This is a genomic window from Nostoc foliaceum FACHB-393, from assembly GCF_014698505.1.
GTDB classification, from domain to species: domain Bacteria; phylum Cyanobacteriota; class Cyanobacteriia; order Cyanobacteriales; family Nostocaceae; genus Nostoc; species Nostoc foliaceum_A.
The window spans coordinates 1-25,428 of sequence record NZ_JACJTD010000077.1; the positions used below are offsets into that span (position 1 = coordinate 1).

Annotated in this window: 31 protein-coding genes and 1 pseudogene; 19 read left to right on the forward strand and 13 right to left on the reverse strand. The window is 41.1% G+C overall.

Annotated features, from left to right (window positions below; genetic code table 11):
* Nucleotides 1-299 precede the first annotated feature (299 nt).
* On the forward strand, nt 300-1,205 hold the full coding sequence (locus H6G92_RS33295) for an amino acid ABC transporter substrate-binding protein (protein WP_190900458.1): 906 nt from the start codon (nt 300-302) through the stop codon (nt 1,203-1,205).
* 399 nt (nt 1,206-1,604) lie between these two features.
* Nucleotides 1,605-1,937, forward strand: coding sequence for a hypothetical protein (locus H6G92_RS33300; RefSeq protein WP_190900460.1), 333 nt, complete (start codon nt 1,605-1,607; stop codon nt 1,935-1,937).
* Nucleotides 1,938-1,952: 15 nt separating this feature from the next.
* On the opposite strand, the gene H6G92_RS33305 is transcribed toward H6G92_RS33300, so the two are convergent.
* Together H6G92_RS33305 and H6G92_RS33310 are read right to left on the reverse strand one after the other, a co-directional pair.
* A complete protein-coding gene (locus H6G92_RS33305) occupies nt 1,953-2,300 on the reverse strand; it encodes a hypothetical protein (RefSeq protein ID WP_190900462.1) in 348 nt (115 codons plus the stop codon).
* 91 nt (nt 2,301-2,391) lie between these two features.
* Nucleotides 2,392-3,753 (reverse strand): TrpB-like pyridoxal phosphate-dependent enzyme, encoded by a 1,362-nt coding sequence (locus H6G92_RS33310; RefSeq protein WP_190900464.1) that lies wholly within the window; start codon nt 3,751-3,753, stop codon nt 2,392-2,394.
* 88 nt (nt 3,754-3,841) lie between these two features.
* Here H6G92_RS33310 and H6G92_RS33315 point away from each other — a divergent pair, with 88 nt between their 5' ends.
* Nucleotides 3,842-4,033: a hypothetical protein gene (locus H6G92_RS33315; protein ID WP_104899669.1), complete on the forward strand. Its 192-nt coding sequence runs from the start codon at nt 3,842-3,844 to the stop codon at nt 4,031-4,033.
* 133 nt (nt 4,034-4,166) lie between these two features.
* Here the strand turns inward: H6G92_RS33315 and H6G92_RS33320 are convergent, their stop codons facing one another.
* From H6G92_RS33320 to H6G92_RS33330, 3 genes are all read right to left on the reverse strand, one after another.
* Nucleotides 4,167-4,970, reverse strand: a complete 804-nt coding sequence (locus H6G92_RS33320; RefSeq protein ID WP_190900466.1) for an SDR family NAD(P)-dependent oxidoreductase — start codon at nt 4,968-4,970, stop codon at nt 4,167-4,169.
* Nucleotides 4,971-5,124: 154 nt separating this feature from the next.
* Nucleotides 5,125-6,024, reverse strand: a complete 900-nt coding sequence (locus tag H6G92_RS33325) for an alpha/beta fold hydrolase (RefSeq protein ID WP_190900468.1) — start codon at nt 6,022-6,024, stop codon at nt 5,125-5,127.
* Between the two features lie 6 nt (nt 6,025-6,030).
* Complete coding sequence (locus H6G92_RS33330; RefSeq protein WP_190900470.1) at nt 6,031-6,423, reverse strand: hypothetical protein; 393 nt, start codon at nt 6,421-6,423, stop codon at nt 6,031-6,033.
* A gap of 129 nt (nt 6,424-6,552) precedes the next feature.
* Between H6G92_RS33330 and H6G92_RS33335 the strand changes: the two genes are divergently transcribed.
* Entirely contained in the window at nt 6,553-7,242 is a 690-nt protein-coding gene (locus H6G92_RS33335; RefSeq protein ID WP_242059414.1) for a thermonuclease family protein, read from the forward strand.
* 50 nt (nt 7,243-7,292) lie between these two features.
* On the opposite strand, the gene H6G92_RS33340 is transcribed toward H6G92_RS33335, so the two are convergent.
* The 3 genes and pseudogenes from H6G92_RS33340 to H6G92_RS33350 form a co-directional block, all read right to left on the reverse strand.
* A complete protein-coding gene (locus H6G92_RS33340; protein ID WP_199345076.1) occupies nt 7,293-7,829 on the reverse strand; it encodes a hypothetical protein in 537 nt (178 codons plus the stop codon).
* A gap of 220 nt (nt 7,830-8,049) precedes the next feature.
* A pseudogene (locus tag H6G92_RS33345) lies at nt 8,050-9,234 on the reverse strand (ARPP-2 domain-containing protein).
* 9 nt (nt 9,235-9,243) lie between these two features.
* Complete coding sequence (locus tag H6G92_RS33350) at nt 9,244-10,716, reverse strand: hypothetical protein (protein ID WP_199345077.1); 1,473 nt, start codon at nt 10,714-10,716, stop codon at nt 9,244-9,246.
* Nucleotides 10,717-11,033: 317 nt separating this feature from the next.
* On the opposite strand from H6G92_RS33350, the gene H6G92_RS33355 reads away from it, so the two are divergent.
* Both H6G92_RS33355 and H6G92_RS33360 read left to right on the forward strand, forming a co-directional pair.
* Nucleotides 11,034-11,261 (forward strand): hypothetical protein, encoded by a 228-nt coding sequence (locus H6G92_RS33355; protein WP_190900472.1) that lies wholly within the window; start codon nt 11,034-11,036, stop codon nt 11,259-11,261.
* A gap of 159 nt (nt 11,262-11,420) precedes the next feature.
* Complete coding sequence (locus tag H6G92_RS33360; RefSeq protein ID WP_190900474.1) at nt 11,421-11,756, forward strand: helix-turn-helix domain-containing protein; 336 nt, start codon at nt 11,421-11,423, stop codon at nt 11,754-11,756.
* A gap of 502 nt (nt 11,757-12,258) precedes the next feature.
* On the opposite strand, the gene H6G92_RS33365 is transcribed toward H6G92_RS33360, so the two are convergent.
* Nucleotides 12,259-12,564, reverse strand: a complete 306-nt coding sequence (locus H6G92_RS33365; protein ID WP_242059415.1) for a hypothetical protein — start codon at nt 12,562-12,564, stop codon at nt 12,259-12,261.
* Nucleotides 12,551-12,772 carry a hypothetical protein gene (locus H6G92_RS38960; protein WP_199345078.1) on the reverse strand — a complete coding sequence of 74 codons (222 nt, stop codon included), beginning with the start codon at nt 12,770-12,772 and terminating at the stop codon, nt 12,551-12,553. Before H6G92_RS38960 ends, H6G92_RS33365 begins: the two co-directional genes overlap by 14 nt.
* Nucleotides 12,773-12,899: 127 nt before the next feature.
* Between H6G92_RS38960 and H6G92_RS33375 the strand changes: the two genes are divergently transcribed.
* The 3 genes from H6G92_RS33375 to H6G92_RS33385 all read left to right on the forward strand — a co-directional run bounded on the left by H6G92_RS33375 (nt 12,900) and on the right by H6G92_RS33385 (nt 15,462).
* Nucleotides 12,900-13,799, forward strand: a complete 900-nt coding sequence (locus H6G92_RS33375; protein ID WP_313890028.1) for a hypothetical protein — start codon at nt 12,900-12,902, stop codon at nt 13,797-13,799.
* Nucleotides 13,800-13,924: 125 nt separating this feature from the next.
* On the forward strand, nt 13,925-14,770 hold the full coding sequence (locus H6G92_RS33380; RefSeq protein ID WP_313890029.1) for a hypothetical protein: 846 nt from the start codon (nt 13,925-13,927) through the stop codon (nt 14,768-14,770).
* Nucleotides 14,771-14,907: 137 nt separating this feature from the next.
* A complete protein-coding gene (locus tag H6G92_RS33385; RefSeq protein ID WP_190900477.1) occupies nt 14,908-15,462 on the forward strand; it encodes a hypothetical protein in 555 nt (184 codons plus the stop codon).
* Nucleotides 15,463-15,917: 455 nt separating this feature from the next.
* Here H6G92_RS33385 and H6G92_RS33390 read toward each other — a convergent pair whose 3' ends face one another.
* The gene (locus H6G92_RS33390) at nt 15,918-17,555 is read right to left on the reverse strand and encodes an IS1634 family transposase (RefSeq protein WP_190900479.1); all 1,638 of its coding nucleotides are present in this window, start codon (nt 17,553-17,555) and stop codon (nt 15,918-15,920) included.
* A 351-nt stretch (nt 17,556-17,906) separates the two neighbouring features.
* Between H6G92_RS33390 and H6G92_RS33395 the strand changes: the two genes are divergently transcribed.
* The 10 genes from H6G92_RS33395 (at nt 17,907) to H6G92_RS33440 (ending at nt 24,028) form a co-directional block, all read left to right on the forward strand.
* Nucleotides 17,907-18,191, forward strand: a complete 285-nt coding sequence (locus H6G92_RS33395) for a hypothetical protein (protein ID WP_190900481.1) — start codon at nt 17,907-17,909, stop codon at nt 18,189-18,191.
* Nucleotides 18,192-18,228: 37 nt separating this feature from the next.
* Nucleotides 18,229-18,522 (forward strand): hypothetical protein, encoded by a 294-nt coding sequence (locus H6G92_RS33400; protein ID WP_390625541.1) that lies wholly within the window; start codon nt 18,229-18,231, stop codon nt 18,520-18,522.
* 168 nt (nt 18,523-18,690) lie between these two features.
* The gene (locus H6G92_RS33405) at nt 18,691-19,764 is read left to right on the forward strand and encodes a hypothetical protein (protein WP_190900483.1); all 1,074 of its coding nucleotides are present in this window, start codon (nt 18,691-18,693) and stop codon (nt 19,762-19,764) included.
* A gap of 113 nt (nt 19,765-19,877) precedes the next feature.
* Nucleotides 19,878-20,327 (forward strand): DUF1257 domain-containing protein, encoded by a 450-nt coding sequence (locus tag H6G92_RS33410; protein ID WP_190900485.1) that lies wholly within the window; start codon nt 19,878-19,880, stop codon nt 20,325-20,327.
* Nucleotides 20,328-20,329: 2 nt separating this feature from the next.
* Nucleotides 20,330-20,542 carry a DUF2997 domain-containing protein gene (locus H6G92_RS33415; protein WP_190900487.1) on the forward strand — a complete coding sequence of 71 codons (213 nt, stop codon included), beginning with the start codon at nt 20,330-20,332 and terminating at the stop codon, nt 20,540-20,542.
* Between the two features lie 49 nt (nt 20,543-20,591).
* Nucleotides 20,592-20,846 carry a hypothetical protein gene (locus tag H6G92_RS33420; RefSeq protein WP_190900489.1) on the forward strand — a complete coding sequence of 85 codons (255 nt, stop codon included), beginning with the start codon at nt 20,592-20,594 and terminating at the stop codon, nt 20,844-20,846.
* Complete coding sequence (locus H6G92_RS33425; RefSeq protein ID WP_190900491.1) at nt 20,843-22,465, forward strand: AAA family ATPase; 1,623 nt, start codon at nt 20,843-20,845, stop codon at nt 22,463-22,465. The genes H6G92_RS33420 and H6G92_RS33425 overlap by 4 nt, the downstream gene beginning before the upstream one ends.
* Before the next feature lie 127 nt (nt 22,466-22,592).
* Nucleotides 22,593-23,153 carry a WGR domain-containing protein gene (locus H6G92_RS33430; protein ID WP_190900493.1) on the forward strand — a complete coding sequence of 187 codons (561 nt, stop codon included), beginning with the start codon at nt 22,593-22,595 and terminating at the stop codon, nt 23,151-23,153.
* 57 nt (nt 23,154-23,210) lie between these two features.
* Nucleotides 23,211-23,444: a hypothetical protein gene (locus H6G92_RS33435; RefSeq protein WP_190900495.1), complete on the forward strand. Its 234-nt coding sequence runs from the start codon at nt 23,211-23,213 to the stop codon at nt 23,442-23,444.
* Between the two features lie 227 nt (nt 23,445-23,671).
* A complete protein-coding gene (locus H6G92_RS33440) occupies nt 23,672-24,028 on the forward strand; it encodes a hypothetical protein (protein ID WP_190900497.1) in 357 nt (118 codons plus the stop codon).
* A gap of 132 nt (nt 24,029-24,160) precedes the next feature.
* Here H6G92_RS33440 and H6G92_RS33445 read toward each other — a convergent pair whose 3' ends face one another.
* Together H6G92_RS33445 and H6G92_RS33450 are read right to left on the reverse strand one after the other, a co-directional pair.
* Complete coding sequence (locus H6G92_RS33445) at nt 24,161-24,760, reverse strand: Uma2 family endonuclease (RefSeq protein WP_190900499.1); 600 nt, start codon at nt 24,758-24,760, stop codon at nt 24,161-24,163.
* A gap of 253 nt (nt 24,761-25,013) precedes the next feature.
* Entirely contained in the window at nt 25,014-25,157 is a 144-nt protein-coding gene (locus H6G92_RS33450; protein ID WP_313890030.1) for a DUF3598 family protein, read from the reverse strand.
* Nucleotides 25,158-25,428: the final 271 nt, after the last annotated feature.

The following is a 25,428-nucleotide window of genomic DNA, read 5'->3' on the forward strand; positions in this document are numbered from 1 at the left end:
CCATTTGCAGTTCACTTGAGCCTAGTTGCAATTAATCTGAGCCAAAGTGCTTTTCTATTTGCAAATAATGTGAGCCAGAAATTACCTTGTTTGCGAGCCAGAGCATTTATAATTGCGAGCCGCAACATCTATAACTTGTTTAGAAGTTGGCTAAAATTTTTATTTGACGAGCTATAAAAGAGCAATAATGTAAAGAATAGTTACTAAATAACCTTCCTGTGTACTCGATAGTGATAGTTTCTTTAGCCTGATATATAAATCAGATTTGACTTTTGAAAAAACGACCGATTCTAAAGCTTATGCATAAAAAAATTGCTATTCCTATTTTAAGTCTTATGTTTGCAACGCTCATGCCTAATGTGGCATGTGCTGAGACTGTGATGCAAAAAGTAAAAAGAACAGGGGTATTAACAGCTGGTACTAGTAGAGATGCGCTACCTTTTGCCTATGTGAATAGTCAAGGAAAGTTAAATGGCTATTCTGTAGATATGCTGACTCTAATTAAAGAGCAATTAGAAAAAGACCTGGGGAAAAAAATTAAACTGCAATTAGTTGGTCTTAGCCCCTCTGAGCGGATTCCTAAAATAGTTAATCAACAAGTTGATATTGTGTGTGATGCTAGTAGTTTTACATGGAAGCGAGATAAAAAAGTAGACTTCTCTGTCAGCTATGGTGTGACTGGAACCCAATTGTTAGTTAAGGAAGGAAGTAATCTAGGTTCCCCCGAATCTCTTATTGGTAAGCAAATTGGTGTGTTGGCGGGAACCACGAATGAGCAGGCGATCGCTCATGTACAACCCCAAGCTAAACTAGTGTATTTTAAAACGAGGGCAGAGGGATACACAGCTTTGCAAGAAGGTACTATTGATGCTTTCTCATCTGATAGTATTCTTTTAGAGGGATGGCTGCAACAGCAAAAAAATCCAGATGCTTTTAAAATTGTACCCGATCGCCCCTATTCACGAGAAGGTATTGCTTGCATGGTGCCAGAAAATAACTCAAAATTCTTGGATACAGTCAACTATTCTCTGGTCAAGTTCATGCAAGGATTCGTCAATGGAAATCAGCGATATGTCGCTATTTTTGACCGTTGGTTTGGAGCGAATGACACTGTAGCGCTCAATCGGGATTTACGTGATTTGGTAGTGGAAACAATGCAATTGGTCATAGAATTTCATGAGGAAGTTCCCAAAAGTGACCTGTAAAATAATCGGTTTTCCCCACAAAATCATTGAGTTCAGGAAAACAATGAGCAAATATCAATGCAGCACAACAGGAAAAAATTCAAAAGTTAGATTATAAATGGATTCTTCCGTTTGACGTAATTATCTCTCACCCCTCAAAAATGAGCGAACGGACAGCACCAGTTGTTGGGGCTATTTTTTTCACTACACCCCATACCCGAATCTGCAACCCCGCCCCAATAGGGCTTGGTCAAATCAGAAAATAAATTTAGCTGATTAAGTTCCAAGGTGATTAATGGGAATGTACAAACCAGTAGATTATCTCCCACAACTCGATGGAGTTAAACCTGTTAGCAGCTTACTAGAGCGATCGCGCTTTGCATTTTGGGTATTTTAAAATAGCGTTTACTCAATATTGCCATGTTTAAAGGATTTGGTCGCCGTCAAAAAAAATCGGTACTTGAGGACAATGAACTGACCACAGGGATTGTGCAGCATCCAGTTACGGGACTTTGGCAGACATGGATATCATTTACAGGCAATGATATTCAATGTATTACCGCCCATGCCAATCGAGATCATGCTGACCGGGTAGCGAAACAGATGGCTTCGGCTTGGAGTGAAGGGAAATATAAAACTGGGGAAGAGGTAACAGCTTTTATCCAATCACTGCCTACTGATGCTGTCATAGACCCATTACCCCAAAATATTGTGATGCAACTGAGTCAACAGGCATTAAGCGCAAGGAAGTAAGAAAGAGCGAACGCTCTAAATTGAATCATCCATCCAACCGCATTCACAATCCCAATGCACTCTTGAGGTGTAGTCTCGGTCAAAGGATACATCGCACTGGGGACACTTACCAGTAAACATTGGATGCCAATCAAGTAACTCCAGCTTTTGCTGTTGCGTCCACCGCTGTTGTGGTTGCAGTATTAATTCACTGTTATAGTAGCTTGCCCCCTCCGGTTGCCATAACTCCTCTGCTTTGGCGTTGGGGTCAAGTCGAAAGTCCAAGCAGCTCTCACCCTCTACCCCATCAGGGTGAACGACACAGACGAGGTGAGGGTTATGTGAATAGAGGAGACAGTTATCGCACTCTGGAAGTTTTGGCATAGTACCAGTGTACTGCTTTATCACAAGCGATCGCTTGTTGGTTCAACTGTATGGTTGTTTCGAGCGTCACTGCGAATAGGGAATTGTTGGGTCACGAATCAACTACAGGTAATCCTGCCAGGGCCATTGCCACTTCTTCTGCACTATATTCAGTATCAACAAGCCGTCCAGCTTGATAATCGATATAAGCTTGCATATCAAAATGTCCATGACCGCAAAGATTAAACAGGATAGTTTTGCTTCTTCCTTCTTGTTTGCAGAGTAAAGCCTGATCAATTGTTGCTTTGACAGCATGATTAGCTTCTGGTGCTGGCAAGATTCCTTCTGCGCGGGCAAAAGTTAATCCAGCAGCAAAGCAAGCGAGTTGGTATTCAGCACGTGATTCAACTAATCCCAAATTCACAATATGGCTAACAAGGGGAGCCATACCGTGATAGCGCAAGCCTCCAGCATGAATTCCTTCAGGAACAAAACTACTACCTAAAGTATGCATTTTGGTAAGTGGGGTTAAGTGGGCAGTATCACCAAAATCGTAAGCATATTTTCCACGAGTCAATGATGGACAAGCAGCAGGTTCGACAGCTATTACTTGTATATCTCGTTCTCCTCGCAGTTTAGCACCGAGAAATGGGAAGGCAATTCCGGCAAAGTTGCTACCGCCACCAGTGCAGCCAATAACAATATCAGGATAATCTCCTGCCATTTCTAATTGAGTCAATGCTTCTTGACCAATCACAGTTTGATGTAGCAGTACATGATTGAGAACACTACCTAAAGCATACTTAGTTTGTTCATCAGCAGCAGCTACTTCTACAGCTTCACTAATAGCAATCCCCAAACTGCCATTACTATTGGGATTTTGTGCAAGAATTTCACGTCCGGCTTGGGTTTGAGTGCTTGGGCTAGCAACGACCCTCGCGCCGTAGGTTTCCATTAAAGCTCGGCGGTAAGGCTTTTGCTGGTAGCTAACCTTCACCATATAAACTAAAACTTCTAAACCGAATAGCGCACCGGCAAAAGCTAGAGATGATCCCCACTGTCCGGCTCCGGTTTCAGTAGTTAGCTTTTTGACTCCAGCTTGTTTATTGTAGTATGCTTGGGCGACCGCAGTATTGGGTTTGTGGCTTCCAGAGGGACTAACACCCTCATATTTGTAGTAAATTTTGGCAGGTGTATCTAAAGCTTGTTCTAAACGACGGGCACGGTAAAGAGGAGTTGGTCGCCACTGGCAATAAATAGAGCGGACAGCATCTGGTATTTCAATCCATCTTTGTTGGCTAACTTCTTGCTCAATCAGTGCCAATGGAAACAAAGGTAATAATTCATCTGGTGTAATTGGCTTACCAGTAGCAGGATTTAAAACTGGTGGTAAGGCTTGTGGCAAGTCAGCTTGGATGTTGTACCAAGCTTTTGGCATTTGGTTTTCAGTCAGAACGTATTTAATCGTGTCCATATAATTAGGTTATGCACAACAGTAAAATTGTACATTTACGATTCTCCAAGAAAAAAGTTAACTTTTATTGTTCTTCAAGAGGTTAGTTATGACAAAAGAATATATGGAGTCTTTAGAGGCAATTGTTGATCAATTAACATTAGCCGCAGTTCTAGAAATGTTAGAACGAATCAGTCATAAAAAAGCAGAAAATCTCAGAAATCATTGGAAAGATGAGGCTTCTGCAAAGCTTTGGGATAAAGCTGCCAGACAGATAGAACAGATAAATATTGATATCTAATTAAAATTTTGGTGTATTGCAAAGCTTTGCCCTAGCCTTACAGCCCTTCTCTAGAATTGAGGCACTGTTCGCATTCGGGTATCCTGCGGCAGGCGGTGGCGCAGCTATCGCTGTATTAAATAGAAGCTGTGATTTATGGGAGGTTCAACCGCTTGCGGGCACCAAATCGAAACAAGTTATCAGGCAATATTGCTTTCAAGCGAGGCAACCATTGTGCCTCATTACCAACACGATACCGTAATCGTGGGGAACGGCTACGAGCAGCAAAGACAATTGTCTGTGCAACTTTTGTTGGATCATCGCCCTGTGCAATTGCTTGAGTGACAGTTGAGCGAATCACATCACGTACATTGTCGTAATCAGCATAATTGAAGGTGGGTGGTAACATGGCATGGTTGAAGTTAGTCTTAAAGTAACCAGGCTCAATTAAAGACACTTTAATATTGAACGGGTCTAGCTCCACACTCAGTGCTTCGCTATAACCTTCGAGGGCAAATTTACTTGCACTGTAAAAACCTTGACCGGGTGCGCCAATCAATCCTGCGACTGAACTGATATTGATAATATGTCCACTTCTCTGCTGTCTCATAACTGGCAAAACAGCGTTGGTGAGGCGGACAACACCCCAAAAGTTGGTTTCAAAGATTTCCTTGGCTTGTTGTAAAGAAGTTTCTTCCAGCATACTGGCATGAATTTGTCCGGCATTATTAATCAGTAAATCAATGCGGTTAGTGCGTGTGAGCAACTGTTTGATACATAATTGCACTGAGTCATCAGAGGTAACATCGAGCGTTAACATTTCTACATCACCTGATGCTGGATGTGACTTGCGACTGGTACCGAAGACCCAATAACCTACAGCAGCAAGCTTTTTAGCAGTTAATTGCCCAAATCCAGATGATGCTCCTGTAACTAACACGACCTTTTTATAAGTCATCTATTTTCCTTTTTAGAATATAAATACGATTTCATACAACTTTTTATAGCTAAAGAAAGATTTGATTTTTGTATCAATTTATCTGTTTTACACTAGCTTAAGTGCAGAATAGCTAAATTATACCTAGCGGAACTTTTAAAATATCCTCTTAAGCTCAATTAAAATTCCCACTATTCAGAAAGTGTAAAATATGTTGAGATGTGATTTTTGGCTGTTCGATTTGAGGGGTATGTCCGCAATTTTTCAGCAATATTAGTTGAGAGTTGACAAGAGATTGCTGAAATTTTTCTGCATCTTCAGATGGCAGCATATCATCAGTTTCTCCCCATAAAATGAGTGTTGGTTTGTCAACTTGGGCAATTCTATTTGCTAAATCACTATAACCACCAGATTTTACATAAGAAATCATGGTATCATTCCAACCAGGCATTTCTTGGTGTAACATGGCGCATTGAATAGCCAAAAGTATTTTGGGATCTAGATTAGGTAAGATACTACATATATTTAATGCCAAGATGTGGCGTTGACGTAGATATTCCACAGCCAAGAAATCAAAAGGAGGAAACAAGTATTTGGTAAAGACGGGAGAACTAGTGTAACCTAAACTATTAATCAATATTAGTGATTTTACAACTTGAGGGTAAGTAAGAGTAAAATCAATTGCAGTTGCACCTCCCATTGATGCGCCCACTAGTGTTATTGGTCTGTTGATTAAAGTTTTCCAAAAATCGTAAAGGTGAGTTCTGATTGTAGTTGGGCTGTAATTTATTTCTTTTTGCCTTTGTGTAAAGCCAAAACCTAACAAATCTACTGCCCATGTTTCATTTTGAGTAGCAAGTAATGGCAACAGAAGACGGAACTCTAGGATGGAACTGTCGAAACCGTGTAGCAGCAGAATTGGTGTTCCCCCACTACCTTTTTGAATATAGGTTGTGAGGATTTGGTGTTCGCTCAGGGAGGTTGCAAGGGCAATTCTCTCAATACTTTGGGCAAAAGCGATCGCTTTTGGGTCTGTTAATTGATTAACTTGTGATGGAAGAAAATTAGTCAACATTACTTTTCACTCCAAACTAATTTTCCACAACCCATCTAGTGGATTAGATTGTTGCAATTGACTATCATTGCTGCCAAGCCAATTATTGTCATACACTAAGCCAAGACTGAACGTGCTACTTACAGGATATTGCCCTATTTTTCCAAAACCTTCAATATTGTTTGAGTCAGTAATTACCTGTTGGTTCAACTGTATGGTCGTTTGGTTGCCGTCATCAAAGTAAATTGTGGCCCGCTTGTTGTGAAAGCTGACCTGAACTTTGTAGACCCCACCAGTTGCATAATAGTAAGCTTTGGCAGGCAGCTTTTGACCATCAATATTTTGCCCTTTGAACTCAACTGCCATTGCAGGCGTGCCTAGCAGCAACAAGACTGGTAGGACTAACCTTAAAACTTTCATTGGTACTAACAATCACTTTCAATGAAACTATTTTCTACTTTAAAACATAAAAATAATTTGTGAGTTAACTAGCGATCGCTTGGCTGAAATTGGGAATCCTAAAGTAAGTAAGAGTGACTTTTAGTACAAATGGTTTTTCAACTTCGCTTGATTGGTGTTGGGGCTTTGCTTTTAGCTCAAATGTCGTTACCCGTATTTGCCAACAATCTTACCGCTACAGTTGTAAGCGTAGGTGACGGTGACACCATACGGGTGAAAACTGGTAACAAAACTGTAACAGTCCGCCTTGCTTGCATTGATGCACCAGAGATGAAACAGAATCCTTGGGGACAGCAATCATCAGCAAGACTCAAACAATTACTGCCAGTGGGACAAGGAATTACCCTACGTGCTATTGAAACTGACAAATACAAGCGCTTGGTTGCAGAGGTGTTTGTCGAGAATCGCAGCGTCAACCTCAATATGGTGCAAGAGGGTCAGGCTGTGGTCTATCGTCAGTACCTCAAAGATTGCCCACAATCTAAAGATAGTTTGTTGCAGGGTGAAAACACCGCCAAACAACAGCGTTTAGCATTTTGGAGTCAGGCTAATCCTGTGATGCCTTGGGACTTCCGCCACAGAGCTACCCAAAAGACAACTTCACAGGCGATTCAACCGCAGCAACAGAATAACTGTGATCCTGCTTACCCAGATTTTTGCATTCCAAAGAATTCACCAGACTTAGATTGCCGAGATATTAGCCAACGAAGGTTTAAAGTACTGCCACCCGATCCTCATGGGTTTGACCGAGATGGTGATGGCATCGGATGTGAAAAATAACTACGACGAAACACAGCTTTCAGCTAGGCAGTAAAAATGTTTCATTAAAATCAAGATTGTTCAATTGACTCCGAACCTTTAAAGATTGTTGGAATGGGCATCACCATCAACATTATTAAGTTAGAAACCCAAAACAAGACAACAACGCCAAAACCCACTAATGTCAAATAGGAAAATGTTAATTGTGTGAATCCATCTAGCAGCTGCCACAACCGAAAGGCTGTGTAGAAAAAGCCAATAGGTACAACAATACTTGGCACTAGGGAGCGACTAAAAATACGTTCAGATATGAGTTGTACGGCGACTATCAACAGGTAACTTCCCCAAAATACCCATGAAGATGGTTGTTTCCAAGCCAGAGCTAACAAGCACATCGGTAACAAAACTCCAGCAACCAAGGCTAATTTGACCCACCATCGCAGAAATTGCCATTGCTGCTGGTTATACCCAATTTCTGCCGTAAAGGGTAAACGTCGAGCTTTCACACCAAAACCATAGCCAAGAGCTAGCAGGCTTATAATCAGAATAAAAAGCGTAATAATTAATCCATTATTAACTGTCATCTGCTCGAAAATACCAATTCTCATACTCTTAGTTTAATCTGGCTTTAACATCCTCCCCGCACCTTGGTTGCCAATAACAATATTTCGCCTTCTACTTTTACATACTCAGTGTGCAATGTGTTGATTTAAGCTAGTCGAAGGTTATTGAAGTCGAACTCCGCTAAATTTGCTCTAGCAGTTGTAGTCCATCGCCTAAGAGCAATTGATGTAGTTTCTTCAAATTAATCAGGATAATATACCTGTATCATCTTTTTCCCTTGATTTTTTTCAGTGCTGCAAGTCGTACTTCTGCATTAAGCAAATAACCAAAACCCACCTTCTCTAAACGCAGCACAAATTCCTCTCGTGTATTGCCCAATTTACTAGCTGTAGCATCCAAATTCCAATTATGCTCTGCTAACTGACTCAGCAAATAAACTCGGCGAGTCTGCATTCCTGATAAGCGATAAGTCTTTAAATACTCCAATTCACCATTCTCTCGAATAATTGCTTCCCCAATATGATTTTCTTCGTTGGGGTTGAGGTCAGTAATAAATCGTTGTAACATGAACGAACCAGCAGTATAGACTTTTTGAGAAATTAATTTGCGTCCTAACAGTCCCTCTGCCATGAAACCCTGAAACGATGCCCAATCTGAACGCATATTTTGTACTGCTGCTCTCAAAGCTTTTAAATCATTGATTTTTGACTCATCTAAAGATACACTAATGGTCAAAGTTGTATCGTGCAGTAAAGCCTATTGGTACAATAACTCACCATAGAAATCTTCTAACAAGCTATTGTGCAAAAGTCGATAGTCCTCTGGGGTCGGTACTACAAAAGCTGATGCTAATGCCTCAGCAACAAATACTAATACCTCAACCTGTCGAGAGTGAATTTCAAATACCCGCAAAGCATCTTCAAGTCCAGCAATATAACGTCCACTAAAAGAGCTTTCCATTCGGCTACCCAGCCCATGAGAAAGGGCATACTTAGAATATTCACTCCAGGCGATATCGGGGCCAGAGAAAAACATTGATAAAAAGCCTTCCATTGCCAAGTGAAGTGGCAAAAATCTTAGTTGATTACTAGATTCCCGCTTCACCATCCGGTGCATCAACCGGACACTGGCGCAACCATAGTTTAGCTGTTTACCATCTGTTTTAAAAAGCTGTCCTCCAAAAGCCCCTACAGGGCTGCCGTCATCAGTCCAGGACAACACTAGCCCGTGAGGAACATAGGAAAAATATTTCATTCCTGGTGCTGTCATTTCTCCCGCTAAGGAAACAACTGCTAAATCTTCATCGTAACTACGACGCAGCAAGCGCAAGTCATTACGTACTTGATGGCGCAATAATGGCACAATCCGCACTGCTCCCCGTATTTGAGAAGGAGCAATTTCTAGTCCTTTGAGTGATATGTCTGCTAACAGATTGCTTTTGGATGCCATAATTGTCGCTCAAGATTTATCAGTCCTGGGTTTAGGAGTTTTTATTGCTGTATCGCTTAACATTTGCTTGACTCGCTCTGCTAAATATGATTCCAATTCGGCTAAAGATGCAGAGCCTTCAGCAAATCGAGCAAAGCCCAACATGGTAGGTAAATCTTCTGCATCCCGTAATCCTACTGTGGGGATTGTGGGGCTAAGGGGGTGTAAAGAAAAGTCATTGGCATTGTAAACAGGATTGCAATGAATAATCGAAGTTTTTTGTTTTGGGTCTAAACGATTACGATATACACGTAGAATTTCTGATGCTCCACTGGGAGGGTCGTTTTCCCAACCATCGGTGACAAGTACTATTAAATCTGCGCCCCATTCCAAAGCATCAAGTAGGGGAGTAGCGAGGTCTGTTTGTCCACGAGCTAGAATCAGCAGTGGATCGCTGGTTGATGCTGTCCAAAAAGCTTGGTATTCCTGGGATGCTGCTTTTAGTAAGTAATGAGTAGCTAAGGCTACCCCTAAAGGACGACGATGTTTTTCGGCTGAACCGGAACTGGAGTAGCTGCAATCTAGAACTGCGGCTACTCGTCCTAGTTTTAGAGGTGATTTTCTTAATGTGAAGGCAGCAGATTTCTCTAATGCTTGGTTTAAAATATCCCACTGCTGTTTGCGAGTATCCAATGGCAAGGATAGAATATACAGCGCCAAACGAGTTAGGGGGAGACGACCTAAATTAATGTCGATTTCTACTTCTGTGCGGTTGGCTGAACTTTGAAAGCGCAATTTTTCATTCAAAGTCATTTGCTCTTGAATACGGGATAAAAAGACTTCTCGTTTAATTCCGTGTTTTGCTGCTAAACCTTCGGCAACTGTAAAGGGTAGTTGATAAACTGCTTGAGCGCTATAGTGTGCTTGGCGAAATGTCTCGAATAATTCTGTTTGATAAACCTGCTGTTTCCATTTCCCAAAGAGAAAATTACCTAATTCTCCTGGTAGGGTGAGGTGAGCATGGGAAGCGATCGCTCGAAATTTGGAGCGATATTTCACAGCATCAAAGTTGATGTCACGTTTTTGCTGGAGATAATCACGAGCGATCGCTCTGCTACGACGATTATTGATACTTCTTTTCCGTAATTGTTGCAATACCTCCCAACCTCGTTGTGGTGGTAGGGCTGTTAATGCTGCGGCAATTAATGCACCTTCTTCTTGTCGATGTTCAGGGGGCGTATGTTTTCCTGTTGCTAGTAATTTGAGGATAATCTGCGCTTGGTTGAAGTGATTAATCCCTGCTGCCAATGTCCGGGTATAGAGTAAACGGTAATTACCTAAAATATAGTCGTGCAAAAAATCAATAGATACGCGCTGCCCGTAACTATCACCGTAGAATTCACGCTGTCCTGTGCAGGAGAGGCAGGCATTAATGAACATGACTAAATCTTCCCTTGCCACTTGCTGATGTTGCTTCGCCCGATTAATGTCCATTTTTGACATAGTGGCTTTTTTGAAGGGGTACTGTTCGGGGAATGACGACACGACAAGCTAGGATAGCATTACAGGCTAGGTTCGGAAGTCGCACCAAAGTCCCGCAAACAGTATTAACGACTATTTTAAGTTCTAGATGAGAAAATAGCTAGAGAAATCAGACTTAAATTTTACTCAGTATACTGAGTCTTTAAGCCGAACGCAAAAAGGTGATCGCAAACTAATTCAACGAACCAAAACTGAAGTGCCACCGGGAAAAGTAGCCGGAGCTAACCCGGAGTGGCGGCAAGTAAACTTCTAACGCTAGAGCCGCCGGGGAGATCCCGATGACCAAACCAAGTCTGAAAACTGGTTGCAAAAACTTCATTCAATCGTTCCAGAATCAAAGCGTAGTTTACCGCCGCAGGCATAGCACTCTGGCATTGCCCTCAATCAGCAATCATGTACAAGCGTATGCGATTGCTCTGGCACTGCTCAAGGAGCGTAAGACGTTTGGTATTATTGACAATGGCTTTTCTGTCGAATACCAGTCTAAGTTGGAGGAAAAGCCTTAGCGGCCTTAAGTCGATCTGTCACTAAAGCAATTGTCCATAAATAATTTTGGGCATTATCAACCAGGACAAAAGCTTTTAGCACCATAAATTTATGGTGTAACACGAGTTTATTTGGTTGAATTATGGTTGACACCAATATATTAAGGCGAGTAGTATTAAATGCCAACAGGTGAGCGCAATAACAACAAGGTAGATTTACAAATGAAGATTAAAATAGATGTTACTCCGGTAGCATCTTTCCGTTGGAATGAAGAAAACGCTCAGAAATTAAGAGAATTAAGGGAAAAGGCTGGATATAGCCGGAAAGCACTATCCGAGATAGTAGGTATATCTGCTACTTACATTCAGCAATTAGAAGCTCCACATTTGTTTGTTAATCGTCCTAAAAAGCCGAAAGAAATAACTGTTAGTACCGAAATCCTACAAAAGCTTTGTGTTGCATTAAATGGTGACGTATCTTCTTTAATTTGGGATATAAACTGCACTGTACAATAGTTGCGCTGCGTTATAAAAAAGTATTGACAAATTACAGGTATGCGTTATAAAATACTAAATATAAGGGTGAAGGAGAGTAAATCACCAGCACCCCGAATACCAAAGACTTACAAACTAAATCAGTTAAATCGAGTTACTGATACCAAACCAATAAAACTAATAGCCGCCGGGACTAGCAGCCGGAAGCCTTAAACTTGTAATGGTCAAGCCGCCGTGAGATGATTCCGATGACCTACCACGTCTAAAAACTGGTTGAACAAAACTTCAATCCTCCCAGAATTAAGGCGATTATTACTCCTCAGTATATAATCGCCTTTTCAATTGTTTCCACATGGCTGTACAGAGGGCACGATAAATCCAATATCTTCTCTACAGCTTAGTGCTGTCTGGTGTTATGACATCAGTTAATACGCTTTACCCTTGAACACTTTTATAGAACCCATTTGATATCTATACAGGAGCGCAATCGAATTTGGCTGAACTACGAGCTAAGTTACAAATTTTATAGATTGATCGTCAGGATTTTTTTCTTGCTTTTTTTGTCGCTCAACACGACTGTATTATAGGGTAATGTATCCGTTCCCAACGGAATTGGCAGCCTAAAACTGGGGCTTTTATGATCGAGTTCGCCTAAATCAATGCTTTTCGTTATATCGCCATCTGTTGCAAGATTTGCGGTAAGTTCGCCTTTATAATCTTCAATTAAAAAGTCTCTAAAGAAAACGACTTCCCCAGCATCAGGATCTATCCCAAGGATGACCGTACCTCTGAAAGTTGCGCCTTTTCGTTCTTCATCAACCGTTGCCATTGTGATTTCCGAGGGGTCTTGACCGGACATATCTGCCATAAACTTTTTTCTCTTGCGAATTCTCAACAATTGAAAATGATTTTACAAGAGCGCTATGGGCGATCGCAAAACTCTCAGGACGTATTTCTGCATTGAGTTGATACAAGATACCATCTAAGATTTGTCGCTTTGTCCACTTTGGTAGTCTGGCTTGCTTTTTCTGCGGCAATAGTGGTTCAATGATTGCCCACTATGAATCGGTTAAGCTGCTGGAGTACGGCATTTTTTTCTCATTTTACCCGTTCTTCCAAGATACCAAATGGGTTCTATAAGGCTTCGCCAAATCTAGATTGAGAGTGTTGCGCTTTCAGCACAACAAACTGACTAATAAAAACAGGACGATCGCCGCACCTTGGAAAGTCTGCGATCGCCCTTTTACCCATTTAGAGGTATTTCTAATGATTACACAAGTTTCAGCCCCTGCGCCAACAAAAGATCCGCTAACCACACAGGATCGCCAAATTATTGCAACCATCGTCAATCAGTCGGACTACTCCAAAAACTGCAAGCCCGAAGATGTAGTAACTATCTGGATCAACAGTGATGATATCGTGTGGGTAAAAATGATCCACGGCTATGCTCGATACCACAAAGAGTCTTTCAAACGCGCTGTTGCAGAAGTTAAAGCGAGTCTTTCTGCTCCAGTAAAGTGCAATCACAAAGAAGAAAGGGAATTGAAACAAGCTTCTGAGAAAATTGGCTTGTTAGGTGATTGTGACTGGTTATCGTTGAGCGTCCAATACTATCCTGATAAAGTAATCGGTCACGCTGGTTGCTACACTTCGCAGAAGCCTCAACTATTAACCCCACCGGCTGAATGGGATTTTACACTGCCGAAGTGGAATATGCCTGCTGCGATCTGTCCAGACTGCGAAGGTCATGGGTGCGGTAACTGTGGGTATCGCGGTACTCGTGCAGAAGACTTGTGTACGCCAGTAGACAGCTACCGACTAACTTATGTAGGACGCACTGACCTCCAGACGGCTCACAATGTATATCTAGATGGTGAGTTTTTGGGCATACTCTTCAAGGTCAGAAACGCTGAGGAAGTCTGGGAAAACGACCTCAAGACATACTACTGGCGCTGTGACGATGGCATGAAGTATTGGAGTGTGAAAGAAGCTGTAGAGGTTCTATCCAGAGCAACTGCTCCGATTGAACTGCCGCAAGTTTGTCGGGAGTTGGTAGCGGCGTAAGTGAAATGGTGGGTATTAAAACCCACCATGCAACCATAACCAATCCTTGTAAAATAAAATACAGTTCGTCTTTAAAACATGAGTAGCAAGCCTTACGATCAGTTTTCTAAGGAATTATAGAGGAGTTGTTGTCTCCTTTAGGTAGAGTAGAAGTTAACAAACAAGTAACTGATGAAACCAGATTTGTTGACGTTTTGTTTACAAGCACACCAACTGCCCAAGCTCAAAATCTTGGATTATTGGGCAGAATCGCTGTGTTAAATACGGCACTTTTGGAACCATTCCGCAATCAACCAAGTAGATTAGAGGTACGTAACTGTTTTCTGAAACTGTTCACCGTGATTGCAGACTCACAACGTAAAGCCAAGCGAGAGAAAACCAGTTTACCAGAAGATAGTTTAGCGCGTTTGTGGATTATATCGCCTAGCGCTTCAGCCTCTCTGTTGGAGGATTTAGAGGTTAAAATAGATTTAGAAAAGTGGAGCAGGGGAGTTTACTTTTTCCAGAAATGTTTTAGGGCAGCACTAGTAGCGGTTAACGAGCTACCAGTAACAGAAGAAACATTATGGCTAAGGATTTTGGGTAGAGGCGAAACGCAACGTACTGCCATTGATGAATTGCTGGCATTACCTGAAAGCAACCAATTAAGACAAAATACTCTCAAACTGATTACTAATTTGCGGGTAATTATAGTTCAACAGCAAGAAACTTTAACAGAAGATGAGCAGGAATTAATCATGAATTTGTCGCAAGCTTACCAGCAGTGGGAAGAAACTACTAAACAGCAAGGAGTGCAACAAGAACGCCGTCAAGTTGTAGAAAACTTGTTAAGATTCAGATTTGGTTCTGTGGATGAAGAACTCTCAAGAGTAGTCGAGAGTTTATTGCAGTTAACACCAGAAGAATTTACTCCCCTATGCCTTGAATTATCTCGTGAAGATTTGCTAGCAAGATTTAATTCACATCAATAATCTGTACAGGGCAAATAATGAGTAATAAAAAGCGCTTTTGTGAAATCAAGAGCGCTATTTTATTGGCTCTACGCTTCACATATCACAATTAAACGGCTTCGCCAATGCAAAAGTGAAAATGCTTTTGGTACAAACAAATGAACCCTCAAGAAACATCGGATTTACTTGCTGCTTTGATGCGCCAGGAAGAATTGCTCAAGCAGTTAGTTGCAGCAATCAATAAGCCGAAATTAGGATTGCACAGTGAAGCTGGCAATTGCAAGATATATTGTAATCGCCAGCACGGAGGGCTATGGTACACACTAAATGGTGAACCGAGTGATGTCCCTCAAACTGCCTTAACTGGATATCTTAAAGAACTGCGGTTTGAGAATACAGAACGCCGCAAAAAAGAAACCTGCAAGTTGCTGATAACTATCCAAGCAGACCGGACGTATATCTTAGAATCAGGCTACGATACTCATTTCTCAAAGTGCATACTTGCGGCGATCGCAACTTTGACCCCAGAACAATTGTATTCTCCCATCACACTACAGCCGCAGGCGGGAACGACAGATGAAAACGTGTTGTTCTGTCGGGTATGGGTAGAGTCAGAATTAGTCATGGCATCCTACAACGAGCAAAGCGACTGGCGCGAGATCAGCAAGCAGGCAATTGCTGTAACCAAAGCTGCGGCAGAAATGGTGTTCTAATTTGTTGTAAACAGGGTTTGGACAACTGTAATTAGAAGTTGCTCAAACTTTGTCTACAGCTAATGAAGAAGGGGAATGGGAAAAGGGAAAGGGGTAAAGGTAAAAAACTTACTTTTCTAACCCATCTTCCGCACCCCCAAGTGTCACAGAGGGAAATTACTGAGATAAAAAAGCCAAGTAGGAATAAAAACAGACATATTTAGTCAAAAAAGAGATTTGAGCAGCCATGAGTCAGTAAAAATGGTATCAAAGCCTATTGTCAATAACGAGCAATAAGAACTAATGGAAGATAGATTTGAATGAGATAAATAAATGAAGATGTTAAATGCTCTCAACATAAATTAAATTAATAAATAATAGTGAAAGAACTAGATTATTGGCATAGTAAATTAAAGCTATTAATCAAAGTTATCAGCTTTATAGCCTTGTCGATATTAAATTAATGAAGAGAAGATTTACCTGACTAGCTGATAATAATGGAGACAATCATCTGGTAAAAGATTCAAAATAAAATTTCTGTCTTGAGTCCAATTAGAGATGTATTTTTCATTGTTAAACTCAACTAAATGAATAGACTCGAAGCATTGAAAAATCCAGCGTAAAGTGGGGTGGTCAGTTGGTTTTCCCAACTGATTCTTAACGGTTGATTTGGACTCTCTGAGTGCGGCTCTGATTTGACGTTGAGCCAAGGTATAAACCAGTAGACATAAACCCATAATCATTCCTAAAGACTCAATTCTCTCGCTGGCTTTGAGGAAAATACTATCCGCCAAAAACAATGGGTCTTTGAGAAAAGCAAATCCTCGTTCACAGGACTGTTGAGCTTTATATTCACTCAACATTAGCTCTTGGCTCAGGTGACTTGATTCTAAAACATTAGTAGCAATAATAAAACGCCCTGCACTTTGTAATTCTGTGTTGATTTTACTTTCATTTTTGGAGAGCGTAGCTAATATTTGGTAAGAATTTTTTGTGGGATTGTCTTTTTTATTCGATGTAAATTCAGTAACTTTACTATCCTGAATTTGATGATATTTAAATTGTTTTGCTAGTTTTGATAATGCTTTAACAGCATCAGCTTCACAAGCAAAATTATCCTGTGATAATTTTTTCAATTCCCGAAGTGCCTTTGATTCTGCCTTGACAATTTTTTGTGACAGTTTACGCAGGTCTGATGCTCTTCTTTCTTCGCTCTGCACTACTAACCATCTCTGTTCACACCCTGCATAAGTTACTGTTTTTTCTACAAACTTATATCCTGATAATTTACTGGGGGTAAATTCTGATTTTGGTAAGGTTGATATTAATGACTGTGCTAATTTGATAGTTAAAGGTACTCGGCATAACCAGCGCAACCCTGACATCAACTTAATATTCGATTCTGTATATAAAGCTGAATCTGCCACTATGAGGCTATCAACCTCTATTTGTTTTTGGTAATCTACTGCTATTTGACCAAAGCATGATGAGTCTGCTTGATTTCCCGATGCTAATTTCAAAAATATTGGTATATCTCCATCTCCTGAACATATTAGCTCTATAATAAATTGTTTCAAATCCGGTCTATGGTCACGAGAATAACCGTAGGTGATTGTAATCTCTTTTGGTGAAGAAAGAGCTAATTCTTCTGATTCTTCAATATTGACTGTTTGCTGGTTCTCAAATATTACTTCTGGTAATCTGGTATTATATTCTCCATGTACGTGTATTGATGTTGAGTCTAGGTGTGATGATGACAGAGATACACCAAATTTTTTAGCAGCTTTTAAGGCAATATTTAAAAATATTGTATCTAGCCCTTTTCTAAACAGTTTATCCATGACTCTCCCCAGTTTATCGTCGTTAAGATATTCTGGTTTTACTCCGGCTCCTATTAAATGCTCACAGGCTATTGTTTCAAAATATTTGGGAAACATATATAAAGGTTTGGATACAAACCCTAATCCATTCAAGATCATAGCCTTGACTACATGGCCAGGGCTTACTTTTTCTCCTTTTTCCTCACCTATTAATTCATTGATTATTTCTACTAATCCTATCTTGTCTATGATTCCTGCCACTATCCCTAAATGATCTATGTTTTTAATTTCCATTTTTTGAGTTAAATTACAACAGAGTTCTCCACTACTCCTGTTGTGATTTTCTCATCTCTTTTTCACTTATCAATTAATTTTTACTGGGCAAGTTTTTCTTTCTTTTATCTTTGTTACATAACTTTTCTTTCTCCGACCATACCAAGTTTAATGCTAAATCTTCCTATTAAGTCTCTTAACTCTTGAATTAGCTTTAGTTCTTTTGTACTACTTTAGCGGCTTTTTTTGATGTGTGACAGTTAGGGTGCGGAATAGGGGTTCTAAGGATGATTTAATTCATAAATCCCTTTCCCTTTCCCCTTTAACCTTTCCCCCTCTTTTTGCTGTCTACTAGTTTGCCAATAACAAGAAATGACAACAACAATCGTTCACCCCAATATCGAAAACTTACAGCAGTTTTCTGACTTGTTCGACATTGAGAAACTATTGCAATCTGAGGGAGTTCTGCCGTGGCTTTTAGCAAATGGCTGGAACTACAGCGATGAATCCTGTTTGATTGCAAACATTGTTGATGAGTCTACAAGCCTTGATGAAGTTTGGGACTCAGAGGAGTTTGATTTTAATGCTCTGCCTGATGAATCAAAGGAAAAATTGAATCAGATTATGCGTGAAAAACTCTACAGTCAGGCTGATTAAATCTGACTGTAGAGAAAAATCGATTCCACGATAAATTATGGCACACTTCACTGCTACTAAGATGGAAACAAATTTGATTAAAGTGTATGACGCGACACTGTTAAGCTCATCCAAAGTTTACCAAATCAACGGTACGCTTTCCCGATATTTAGGCGATGCAGGTACTATCCAACATCCACAGTATCTGTTTCTACCTCTGCCAAATCAAAGAAAAAAAGCCAGCTTTCGGCTAAATCGAAACAAACTCATGACTCGCTGTTATGAAGTCGAAGGTATGGTTTATAACAAGCCTGTGGCACAGGATAATTCACAACAACTTCAGCTATTTTAAGCCATGTCCATACATAAACCACCAGTCATTAAAAGACATATTAGGCTACAAAAAAGCTCTACAAAAGTAATCTATAGAGCTACTACAGACATTCGCTCTCTTGAGAAATCACCACAAAGAAAGCTTCGCTTAATCGACAGTGAAAAATAATGATTGAGGTCAATAATCATGGTACAAGCAATTGACAACCCTATTGCTGCAAATTTCCTGACTGATGCAGTAGTCGAGCGCCACAATTTCTCACAGTTAAATAAAACTCGCATTCGCTTCCGTATTCAACTAAAGAAAAGTACAAAATCTGCCGCGCCTAAATGGGCAGATGTGCTAAAAGCTGAAGTCTCTGAAATTGAATCAGACCTCGTTAAAGTTACTAATTCCGAAGTTGGTTTACGGGGTATCAAAGTATTTAAGAAGTTGGATGAAGCTGCTGCCCAATTAAGGCAAGAAATTGCTTCGGTTCAAGAGTGGATGTCTGCTGATACTGGTGATTGGATTTGTCCGATTGATTTAGCTCCACTCGTGTGGAATCAATTAATCAACATCAGAGATAATATCGCCCCTGGTTTACGCAATCAATTAAAAGTTGATTACGAAGCAGGACTCGAAGATTACCAAGAGCGAATTGACCAGTTTCTCTCACTTAATACTTGGGAATTAGCACAGGATAAGCAAGAGTCAGTCAAAGCCAACTTGCTAAGAGCATTTCCGACTCTGACCGACCTTGAAGATTATTTGCAGGTCGTTATTGGTCGTCCGGTAATTATCCCGGCACTGGCCGAACAACTGAACCAGCAGCAAGCCGAATGCCTTGACCAAATTACGCGATTCATCCAACAGTATGACCAGAATCTGGAGCAAAGGCTACGGGAATCAGCGATCGCTGGCGGTGAACAACTCGCCGGGCAACTCCTTGAAGAATTGAGCGACTGGGAGCCAGGACGTAAGCCAGTACAGTTCAAAAAAAAGATGGAAAAACACCTGATGAAAGTGCGGGTGTTACTGGCAAATGCCTCACCTGAAGCAGGCAGCAGTTTAGAACAGATGATGGCGCACTTAGATTCCATTGTCACCGACCCAGCGATTGAGTCGAAGAATCTGGGTTCAGATACGCGCAGTCAATTACAGCAAAAAATGCAAGAGATCCGCACCAAGTTGTTAGATGAACAACGCAATCTACAATCACTTGCGACTGACGACGTGGGCTTATCGAAAGCTACCGTGATGTCGTTTAAGTTCCGGTAAAAAACAGTCTTGGGCGAGAGTGCATTCGCTCAAGACTAAATACCTTAAACGAAAAATGCATATACACCTCACAAAGAATACCGCACTTTTACCACTACAGGAAGAAAATTCTCATGTCACACTTCTCAACAGTTAAAACCAAGCTTACTAACCGTGAATGTCTGGTACAAGCTTTACAAGACTTGAAACTGAATCCGCAAGTACATGAAACAGCACAATCACTAAAAGGATACTACGGTAGCTCTCAAGGACAAAGTGCTGAAATTATAGTTTCTGGTCGCACCATAAAAGCCCGTGCAGACATCGGATTTAAATGGAATCAGTCAAGCGGCGTGTACGAGATAATACACGACAGTTACGAAACAGTTCCGAAGTTGGGCAAAGACTTTTTCAGCAATAAACTAATGCTGGCTTATGGTAAGCATTTGGTTCGTGTCAAAGCTGCCGAGTTACAAGAGCAATTTGGGGAATGTGCGATCGCTGAATCAACCAACGGCACTGTGCAAACTCTACGCCTTACCTTTGCCGGACATCAGGAAGTTCAACAGTATGTGAGGAGATAAACATGGAACGTTCAATACTGATTCATTTCGACAGCGCTACAGGTGAAGTTCGAGTGGAAGCGGAGGGGTTCGAGGGATTGAGTTGTTTATCGGCTACGCAACCATTTGAAGAAGCACTTGGAGTTGTCAGCGAGAGCGATCGCATTTTCAAGGATGAAGCTCAAACTCAACAACTTCGGACAACTTCAACTCACTCTATTCGCTTACGGCAGTAAATCAGGGAAAAGGGGAACCGCGACGATTGGGTTCCCCCAAGAAATATTTATGTACCTACCTAAAGAGTATCCTTTCATCCACATTTACGCCCAGCAAAAACCACGCCAGCCTGTGATCATCAAAGCGAATACTGAAGGGTTGTGTGTGCTGCTGAATGCAATAGTAACAGCGATTGCCTACCAAGAGAACAACGGTACAGCAGAGGTTTTCGACGGCGATGCCAAAGTTTATGAAGTAGTCGTGAGACTTGTTAATACTCACGATGAATTAGCTCCACTACCTTATGAGATTGAAAAACAATGAACCTCTCAAATCTTCTCTCCACACTCGATTCACAAATTCCCATCGCTGCGGTTGATGTTCTATCGCCTGATGAAGCGACGATTATTCAGTGGCTGACTGCTGAAGCTAACAATAAGCTCTCATGTCCAGTGTTCTTCTGGAATCTGGGAGTATTAACCTTGGAGCAATGTTTAATTGCAGCAGATGGAGGATTGGTGTTTAAGCCAGTTGCAGAGTACAAAAGACCACAACACGCTGATCCACTACTATTCGTATTCGACTACATTGCTAACTTTAGTGGGAATGGTGTATTTATCCTCGGAGATATTCACCCCTTTATTGCTAAGAACTCACCCCAATTGAGTTGGGAGATTTTAAGCAAGGTAAAAAACCTTTACCACAGGTTAAAACCTACAGATAAACGCATTGTCTTGTTGGGTCAGAACATACAATTACACGAATCCCTAGTCAGATTGATTCCTTATTGTGAAGTCCCTTTACCGAGTATTGACCAAATACTTGAGCATATCACTTCTTATTTACATGATCTACAACAGTCTGCTATTGAACAGGAATTGACTTTTACTGTTACGCTTGAAAATCCTGAAAAAGAAACTCTTTCTCGTGCAGCACTGGGTTTAACCCTGGAGGAGATTAGCGACTTCCTTCGGTTAACAGTCAAAGAAAACTTAACTAATGATGGTGTCGTCGTTGGCGCTGATTTTATCCCCAAAGCCGTCGAATACAAAACTCGGCTACTCTCTCAAATGGGTATCGAGTTGGGCAAACCTGCGACAATCGCATTCGGCGGTTTGGATCTACTGCGCGAATGGCTGACTCGTCGGCGGCGGCTATTCACACAAGAGGCGCGAAGTCTTAGCTTACCCCAACCAAAAGGTGTGCTACTGGCAGGGCCTCCAGGTACTGGAAAATCTCACTGCGCCAAAAACATCGCTAGCATACTCAATCTACCACTTCTGCAACTCGATATTGCGTCCCTTTTGGGCAGTCTGGTAGGTGAGTCTGAGGGGAATGTCAGACGTGCTTTGAAAACTGCCGAGGCGATCGCACCTTGTGTCTTGTTTGTAGATGAAGTAGAAAAAGCACTGTCAGGTCAGGGCGATACAAGCGGTGTTTCTCAACGCATCTTGGGTACTTTGCTTACGTTCATGGCTGAATGCACTGCTGGGGTGTTTATAGTTGCAACCTGCAATGACCCATCAGCACTACCAAGTGAATTTAAGAGGAAAGGAAGATTTGACGAATCTTTCTTTGTTGATCTTCCTACAGAACCGGAGCGTGTACAGATTCTGGCGATTCATCTACAACGCTTTGGCATTCATCTGGAATCGGAGTATTTGGAGGCGATCGCAGCCTCGACCGCGAAATTTTCCGGTGCTGAATTGGAAACGCTAGCATCTGAAGCTGCTCTGCTGGCATTCGATGAGGATAGACCGCAGCAGGTAACACTTGCTGATCTGGAAACCTGTCGTCAAACCATTACCCCGCTTGCGATTCAGGACGCTGCGGCAGTTGAGCGGATGCAGTCCTGGGCATCAACCGCACGACGGGCTAGTAGTCCTGTACAAGCGACGAAAACTCAGTTTCTCAGAACTGCCAAATACAGAAACATGAACTGATGAGAAAGCGATTGTCTCCTGATTCTACAGGGGCGATCGCTCTTTTAGGTTCGTAGCGATCGCGTTCAGTATATCTATCTCAGATGGGGCAATGCCCTGAAGTTAGGAAATTGACAGGGTAAGAAAGATGGAAATCTATTTAGTCTTTGTTGACGCAATTCAAAACAGCAATAAATTCTGGGCGGACATTGTCGAAGATAGTAACTTAACAGTGCAGTGGGGCAGAGTCGGTTATCAAGCGCAAACCAAAGTCCACACATTAGCCAATCATCAGAGAGCCATTGCTAAATTTCATAATCTGGTAGCAGAAAAGAAATCCAAAGGTTACAGCGAAAGTCAGCCAGAGATTGATGCTAGCCGTAGTGTTGCAGACATTAAACGAGCTATTCAATTATTGAATATTATCCGTCCTTGTATTGCTAATAGAATTTTTCACGATGGCTATATTAACGCCCTAAATGAGTATTTGAAAATAGTACCAACACCTTTAGGGATGCAAATTGACTACCACAGAGTTTATCGCACAGTAGAAGATATTGACTATCAGCAAGAATTACTCAATTCTCTGTTAGCGACTCCTGCACCACAAGCTGTTGCGGTGGCTGTTGGTCATGCTCCTGAAGCAACAACAGAAACGGCAGTTGTCAGTCTCAAGACTATCAGTAAGAACTTTTGGCGACATTTGTAAATCAGCTTGGCGGAAAATATTGTGACAAAATTCCAGAATTCAATAAGGAATAAAGCTATGGCAAAGATAGTTGTTAGCTCTTGGGAGTCGGAGGGGTATGGGCATTCTACTCACAGGGAGCAGGAAATAGATTCTCAATACCAAAAAATGAGAGAAATATCTGATCAGCTAGGAATTAATATCCCAGACTTGGATATATATGTAGGATCACTTAGCACCCGAACACAGATTATCGCTGATGAATCTGTATTGGATTATGTAGATCCTATTTATTACTCTGAGGCAGATTGATAATATCCCCCAGTGCATATCGCACTGGGGGATATTTTTAACTGACTTTCAGCTTAATCGCTTGTTTGTCCTCTGGGTTTTTCGTATGTATGACATCGCTTAACCATTAAAATATTTTTTCCCAATGTGGAATTTTTATGTAAATTTAACCACATCTACCTGATGAAAGTTTACAATATAATTACTGAAACTAATCTAGTTAGAATCAACAGGCTTTGGTTTGACCCATGACTGATAATAAACAAATTGTCTGCCAACTCACTCAACAAAAACCAAGACGTGTTTTGGTTGTAGCTCCAAGTGAACTCACTATCTATCATCGTCACAGACAATCCTTTCAAACACCGCCTACTTTAAGCAATTGCATTCTCAAAGTCATCGCTAAATTGTCTATCGTCAGCGCTATGTTGTTTGGCATCAGTGCATTAGGCTATTGGGGATTAGAAATCGTTGAAGCTAACACAATCCCGACAATAGAAGACAGATACGGTTGGCAAACCCAAAAGCATATTTGTTTGGGTTGGATGCTGTTTACTTTTTCTAGCTTTCTTGGGAGTGCTTCTTTTGGTGACGAGTTTCACTAATCAGATCCAGAGGATAAAGCCCCTAATAAGAATTCATCACTAAAAATTAATAATTGAGAAGCAATCTAACATGATTTGTATACTGATTCATAAAAATTTCTGTTGGTATTATTGGCAGAGAGTTAAGCAGCCTTAAAAATTAATGCGACGATAGATTTCAGTCAGGGGAATTTCTACGTTTAAACTGTGCAGAACAATCGTCCGCTCAAGGTGAGAGTGAACTTGCCATAGCCAGCGCTCGTTACTGTTACGATCCAAGTTATGATATTGCTCAATGTAGGGTTCAGTTTGGCTTACAAGCAGATATTCACAAAAGCTGGTAATAGAGCGATATTTTCTGAATTTGTCCCCGCGATCGTATGCTTCAGTCGAGGGTGATAGAACTTCGACAATAAGCATTGGATTGAGAATTTCATCATTGCGATTGCCATTGAACTCTGGTTCGCCATTAACAACCATCAAATCGGTATAAGTACCACACTGATATTCAGGAATCCAAACTCGCAAGTCGCTATTATACAAACGAAAATCCGTGTCTCTCAGTAAAAACCCTAGAGTTATTAAGAAGTTGCTGGCGATCGCACTGTGAGATTCCGACCCTCCCGACATAGTAATAATCTCTCCGTTATGGTATTCATGGCGTTCGGGGTTTGTTTCTTCCATAGCCCGATACTCGTCTAACGTGAGGCGAGTTGTTATTATATCTGGGGGACTGGTTTGAGCAAAGACCATAATCAGACCTCTTGAATAATTAGCTCTAAAACTATTATCAGCAACGAAAGGAAGAATTGCTATTGAACGGTGGAATGCCGCAGCCTCCAAGTGGGGTATGATGTACTTTCATCGGCTGCTTACTGATGCGTTTCATTGCCTTTGGGCAAGAATTTATCAAATTTACCAACAGCAAGGAAATACTGGTAGAGACGGCGTGGCGCTCTTAATAGGAACGAGTGCTGGAATATGCCAGTATTCAAATATTCAAAAATTAGTAAAATGTTTTAAAACTTCTCAGACTCTGAAACGATTCTTTGACATCACCAACTGGTGTATATCGCGTCCAAATTCCATGCCAATTGAGCAAATGCTTAGTAAAGTAATTCCAATTTCGTTCTTTTACATCCATAAACATATTAAACCTAAAAATTGAATAACATCCTTCAAGATTCTCTTAAGCATAATTTTGAGATTGTCACAGACGCTTTGTAGCTAGCCAAAACTTTTCTCTTTATTCATGCAACAACACCATTGTACTCTGTTAATTCAATCCTCCTTCCAGGGCAAACGCATCTAAATATTGACGAGCCTGAATCAGGGTGAAATACGCCAAGACTCAAACTACATAAGGCTTTGAGGAAATTAAATCTCACTCATTATAAAAATGATAATCATTACGAGGGGGG

Coding starts and splice junctions, on each gene's coding strand:
- H6G92_RS33310 (WP_190900464.1), bottom strand. CDS start 3,753: ATGGACACGATTAAATACGTTCTGACTGAAAACCAAATGCCAAAAGCT.
- H6G92_RS33360 (WP_190900474.1), top strand. CDS start 11,421: ATGCCAACAGGTGAGCGCAATAACAACAAGGTAGATTTACAAATGAAG.
- H6G92_RS33330 (WP_190900470.1), bottom strand. CDS start 6,423: ATGAAAGTTTTAAGGTTAGTCCTACCAGTCTTGTTGCTGCTAGGCACG.
- H6G92_RS33405 (WP_190900483.1), top strand. CDS start 18,691: ATGGTACAAGCAATTGACAACCCTATTGCTGCAAATTTCCTGACTGAT.
- H6G92_RS33445 (WP_190900499.1), bottom strand. CDS start 24,760: ATGGTCTTTGCTCAAACCAGTCCCCCAGATATAATAACAACTCGCCTC.
- H6G92_RS33450 (WP_313890030.1), bottom strand. CDS start 25,157: ATGTTTATGGATGTAAAAGAACGAAATTGGAATTACTTTACTAAGCAT.
- H6G92_RS33300 (WP_190900460.1), top strand. CDS start 1,605: ATGTTTAAAGGATTTGGTCGCCGTCAAAAAAAATCGGTACTTGAGGAC.
- H6G92_RS33410 (WP_190900485.1), top strand. CDS start 19,878: ATGTCACACTTCTCAACAGTTAAAACCAAGCTTACTAACCGTGAATGT.
- H6G92_RS33335 (WP_242059414.1), top strand. CDS start 6,553: ATGGTTTTTCAACTTCGCTTGATTGGTGTTGGGGCTTTGCTTTTAGCT.
- H6G92_RS33305 (WP_190900462.1), bottom strand. CDS start 2,300: ATGCCAAAACTTCCAGAGTGCGATAACTGTCTCCTCTATTCACATAAC.
- H6G92_RS33435 (WP_190900495.1), top strand. CDS start 23,211: ATGGCAAAGATAGTTGTTAGCTCTTGGGAGTCGGAGGGGTATGGGCAT.
- H6G92_RS33325 (WP_190900468.1), bottom strand. CDS start 6,024: ATGTTGACTAATTTTCTTCCATCACAAGTTAATCAATTAACAGACCCA.
- H6G92_RS33425 (WP_190900491.1), top strand. CDS start 20,843: ATGAACCTCTCAAATCTTCTCTCCACACTCGATTCACAAATTCCCATC.
- H6G92_RS33420 (WP_190900489.1), top strand. CDS start 20,592: ATGTACCTACCTAAAGAGTATCCTTTCATCCACATTTACGCCCAGCAA.
- H6G92_RS33320 (WP_190900466.1), bottom strand. CDS start 4,970: ATGACTTATAAAAAGGTCGTGTTAGTTACAGGAGCATCATCTGGATTT.
- H6G92_RS33390 (WP_190900479.1), bottom strand. CDS start 17,555: ATGGAAATTAAAAACATAGATCATTTAGGGATAGTGGCAGGAATCATA.
- H6G92_RS33295 (WP_190900458.1), top strand. CDS start 300: ATGCATAAAAAAATTGCTATTCCTATTTTAAGTCTTATGTTTGCAACG.
- H6G92_RS33430 (WP_190900493.1), top strand. CDS start 22,593: ATGGAAATCTATTTAGTCTTTGTTGACGCAATTCAAAACAGCAATAAA.
- H6G92_RS33315 (WP_104899669.1), top strand. CDS start 3,842: ATGACAAAAGAATATATGGAGTCTTTAGAGGCAATTGTTGATCAATTA.
- H6G92_RS33415 (WP_190900487.1), top strand. CDS start 20,330: ATGGAACGTTCAATACTGATTCATTTCGACAGCGCTACAGGTGAAGTT.
- H6G92_RS33355 (WP_190900472.1), top strand. CDS start 11,034: ATGACCAAACCAAGTCTGAAAACTGGTTGCAAAAACTTCATTCAATCG.
- H6G92_RS33340 (WP_199345076.1), bottom strand. CDS start 7,829: ATGAGAATTGGTATTTTCGAGCAGATGACAGTTAATAATGGATTAATT.
- H6G92_RS33400 (WP_390625541.1), top strand. CDS start 18,229: ATGGCACACTTCACTGCTACTAAGATGGAAACAAATTTGATTAAAGTG.
- H6G92_RS33385 (WP_190900477.1), top strand. CDS start 14,908: ATGAACCCTCAAGAAACATCGGATTTACTTGCTGCTTTGATGCGCCAG.
- H6G92_RS33440 (WP_190900497.1), top strand. CDS start 23,672: ATGACTGATAATAAACAAATTGTCTGCCAACTCACTCAACAAAAACCA.
- H6G92_RS33395 (WP_190900481.1), top strand. CDS start 17,907: ATGACAACAACAATCGTTCACCCCAATATCGAAAACTTACAGCAGTTT.
- H6G92_RS33365 (WP_242059415.1), bottom strand. CDS start 12,564: ATGGCAACGGTTGATGAAGAACGAAAAGGCGCAACTTTCAGAGGTACG.
- H6G92_RS33350 (WP_199345077.1), bottom strand. CDS start 10,716: ATGTCAAAAATGGACATTAATCGGGCGAAGCAACATCAGCAAGTGGCA.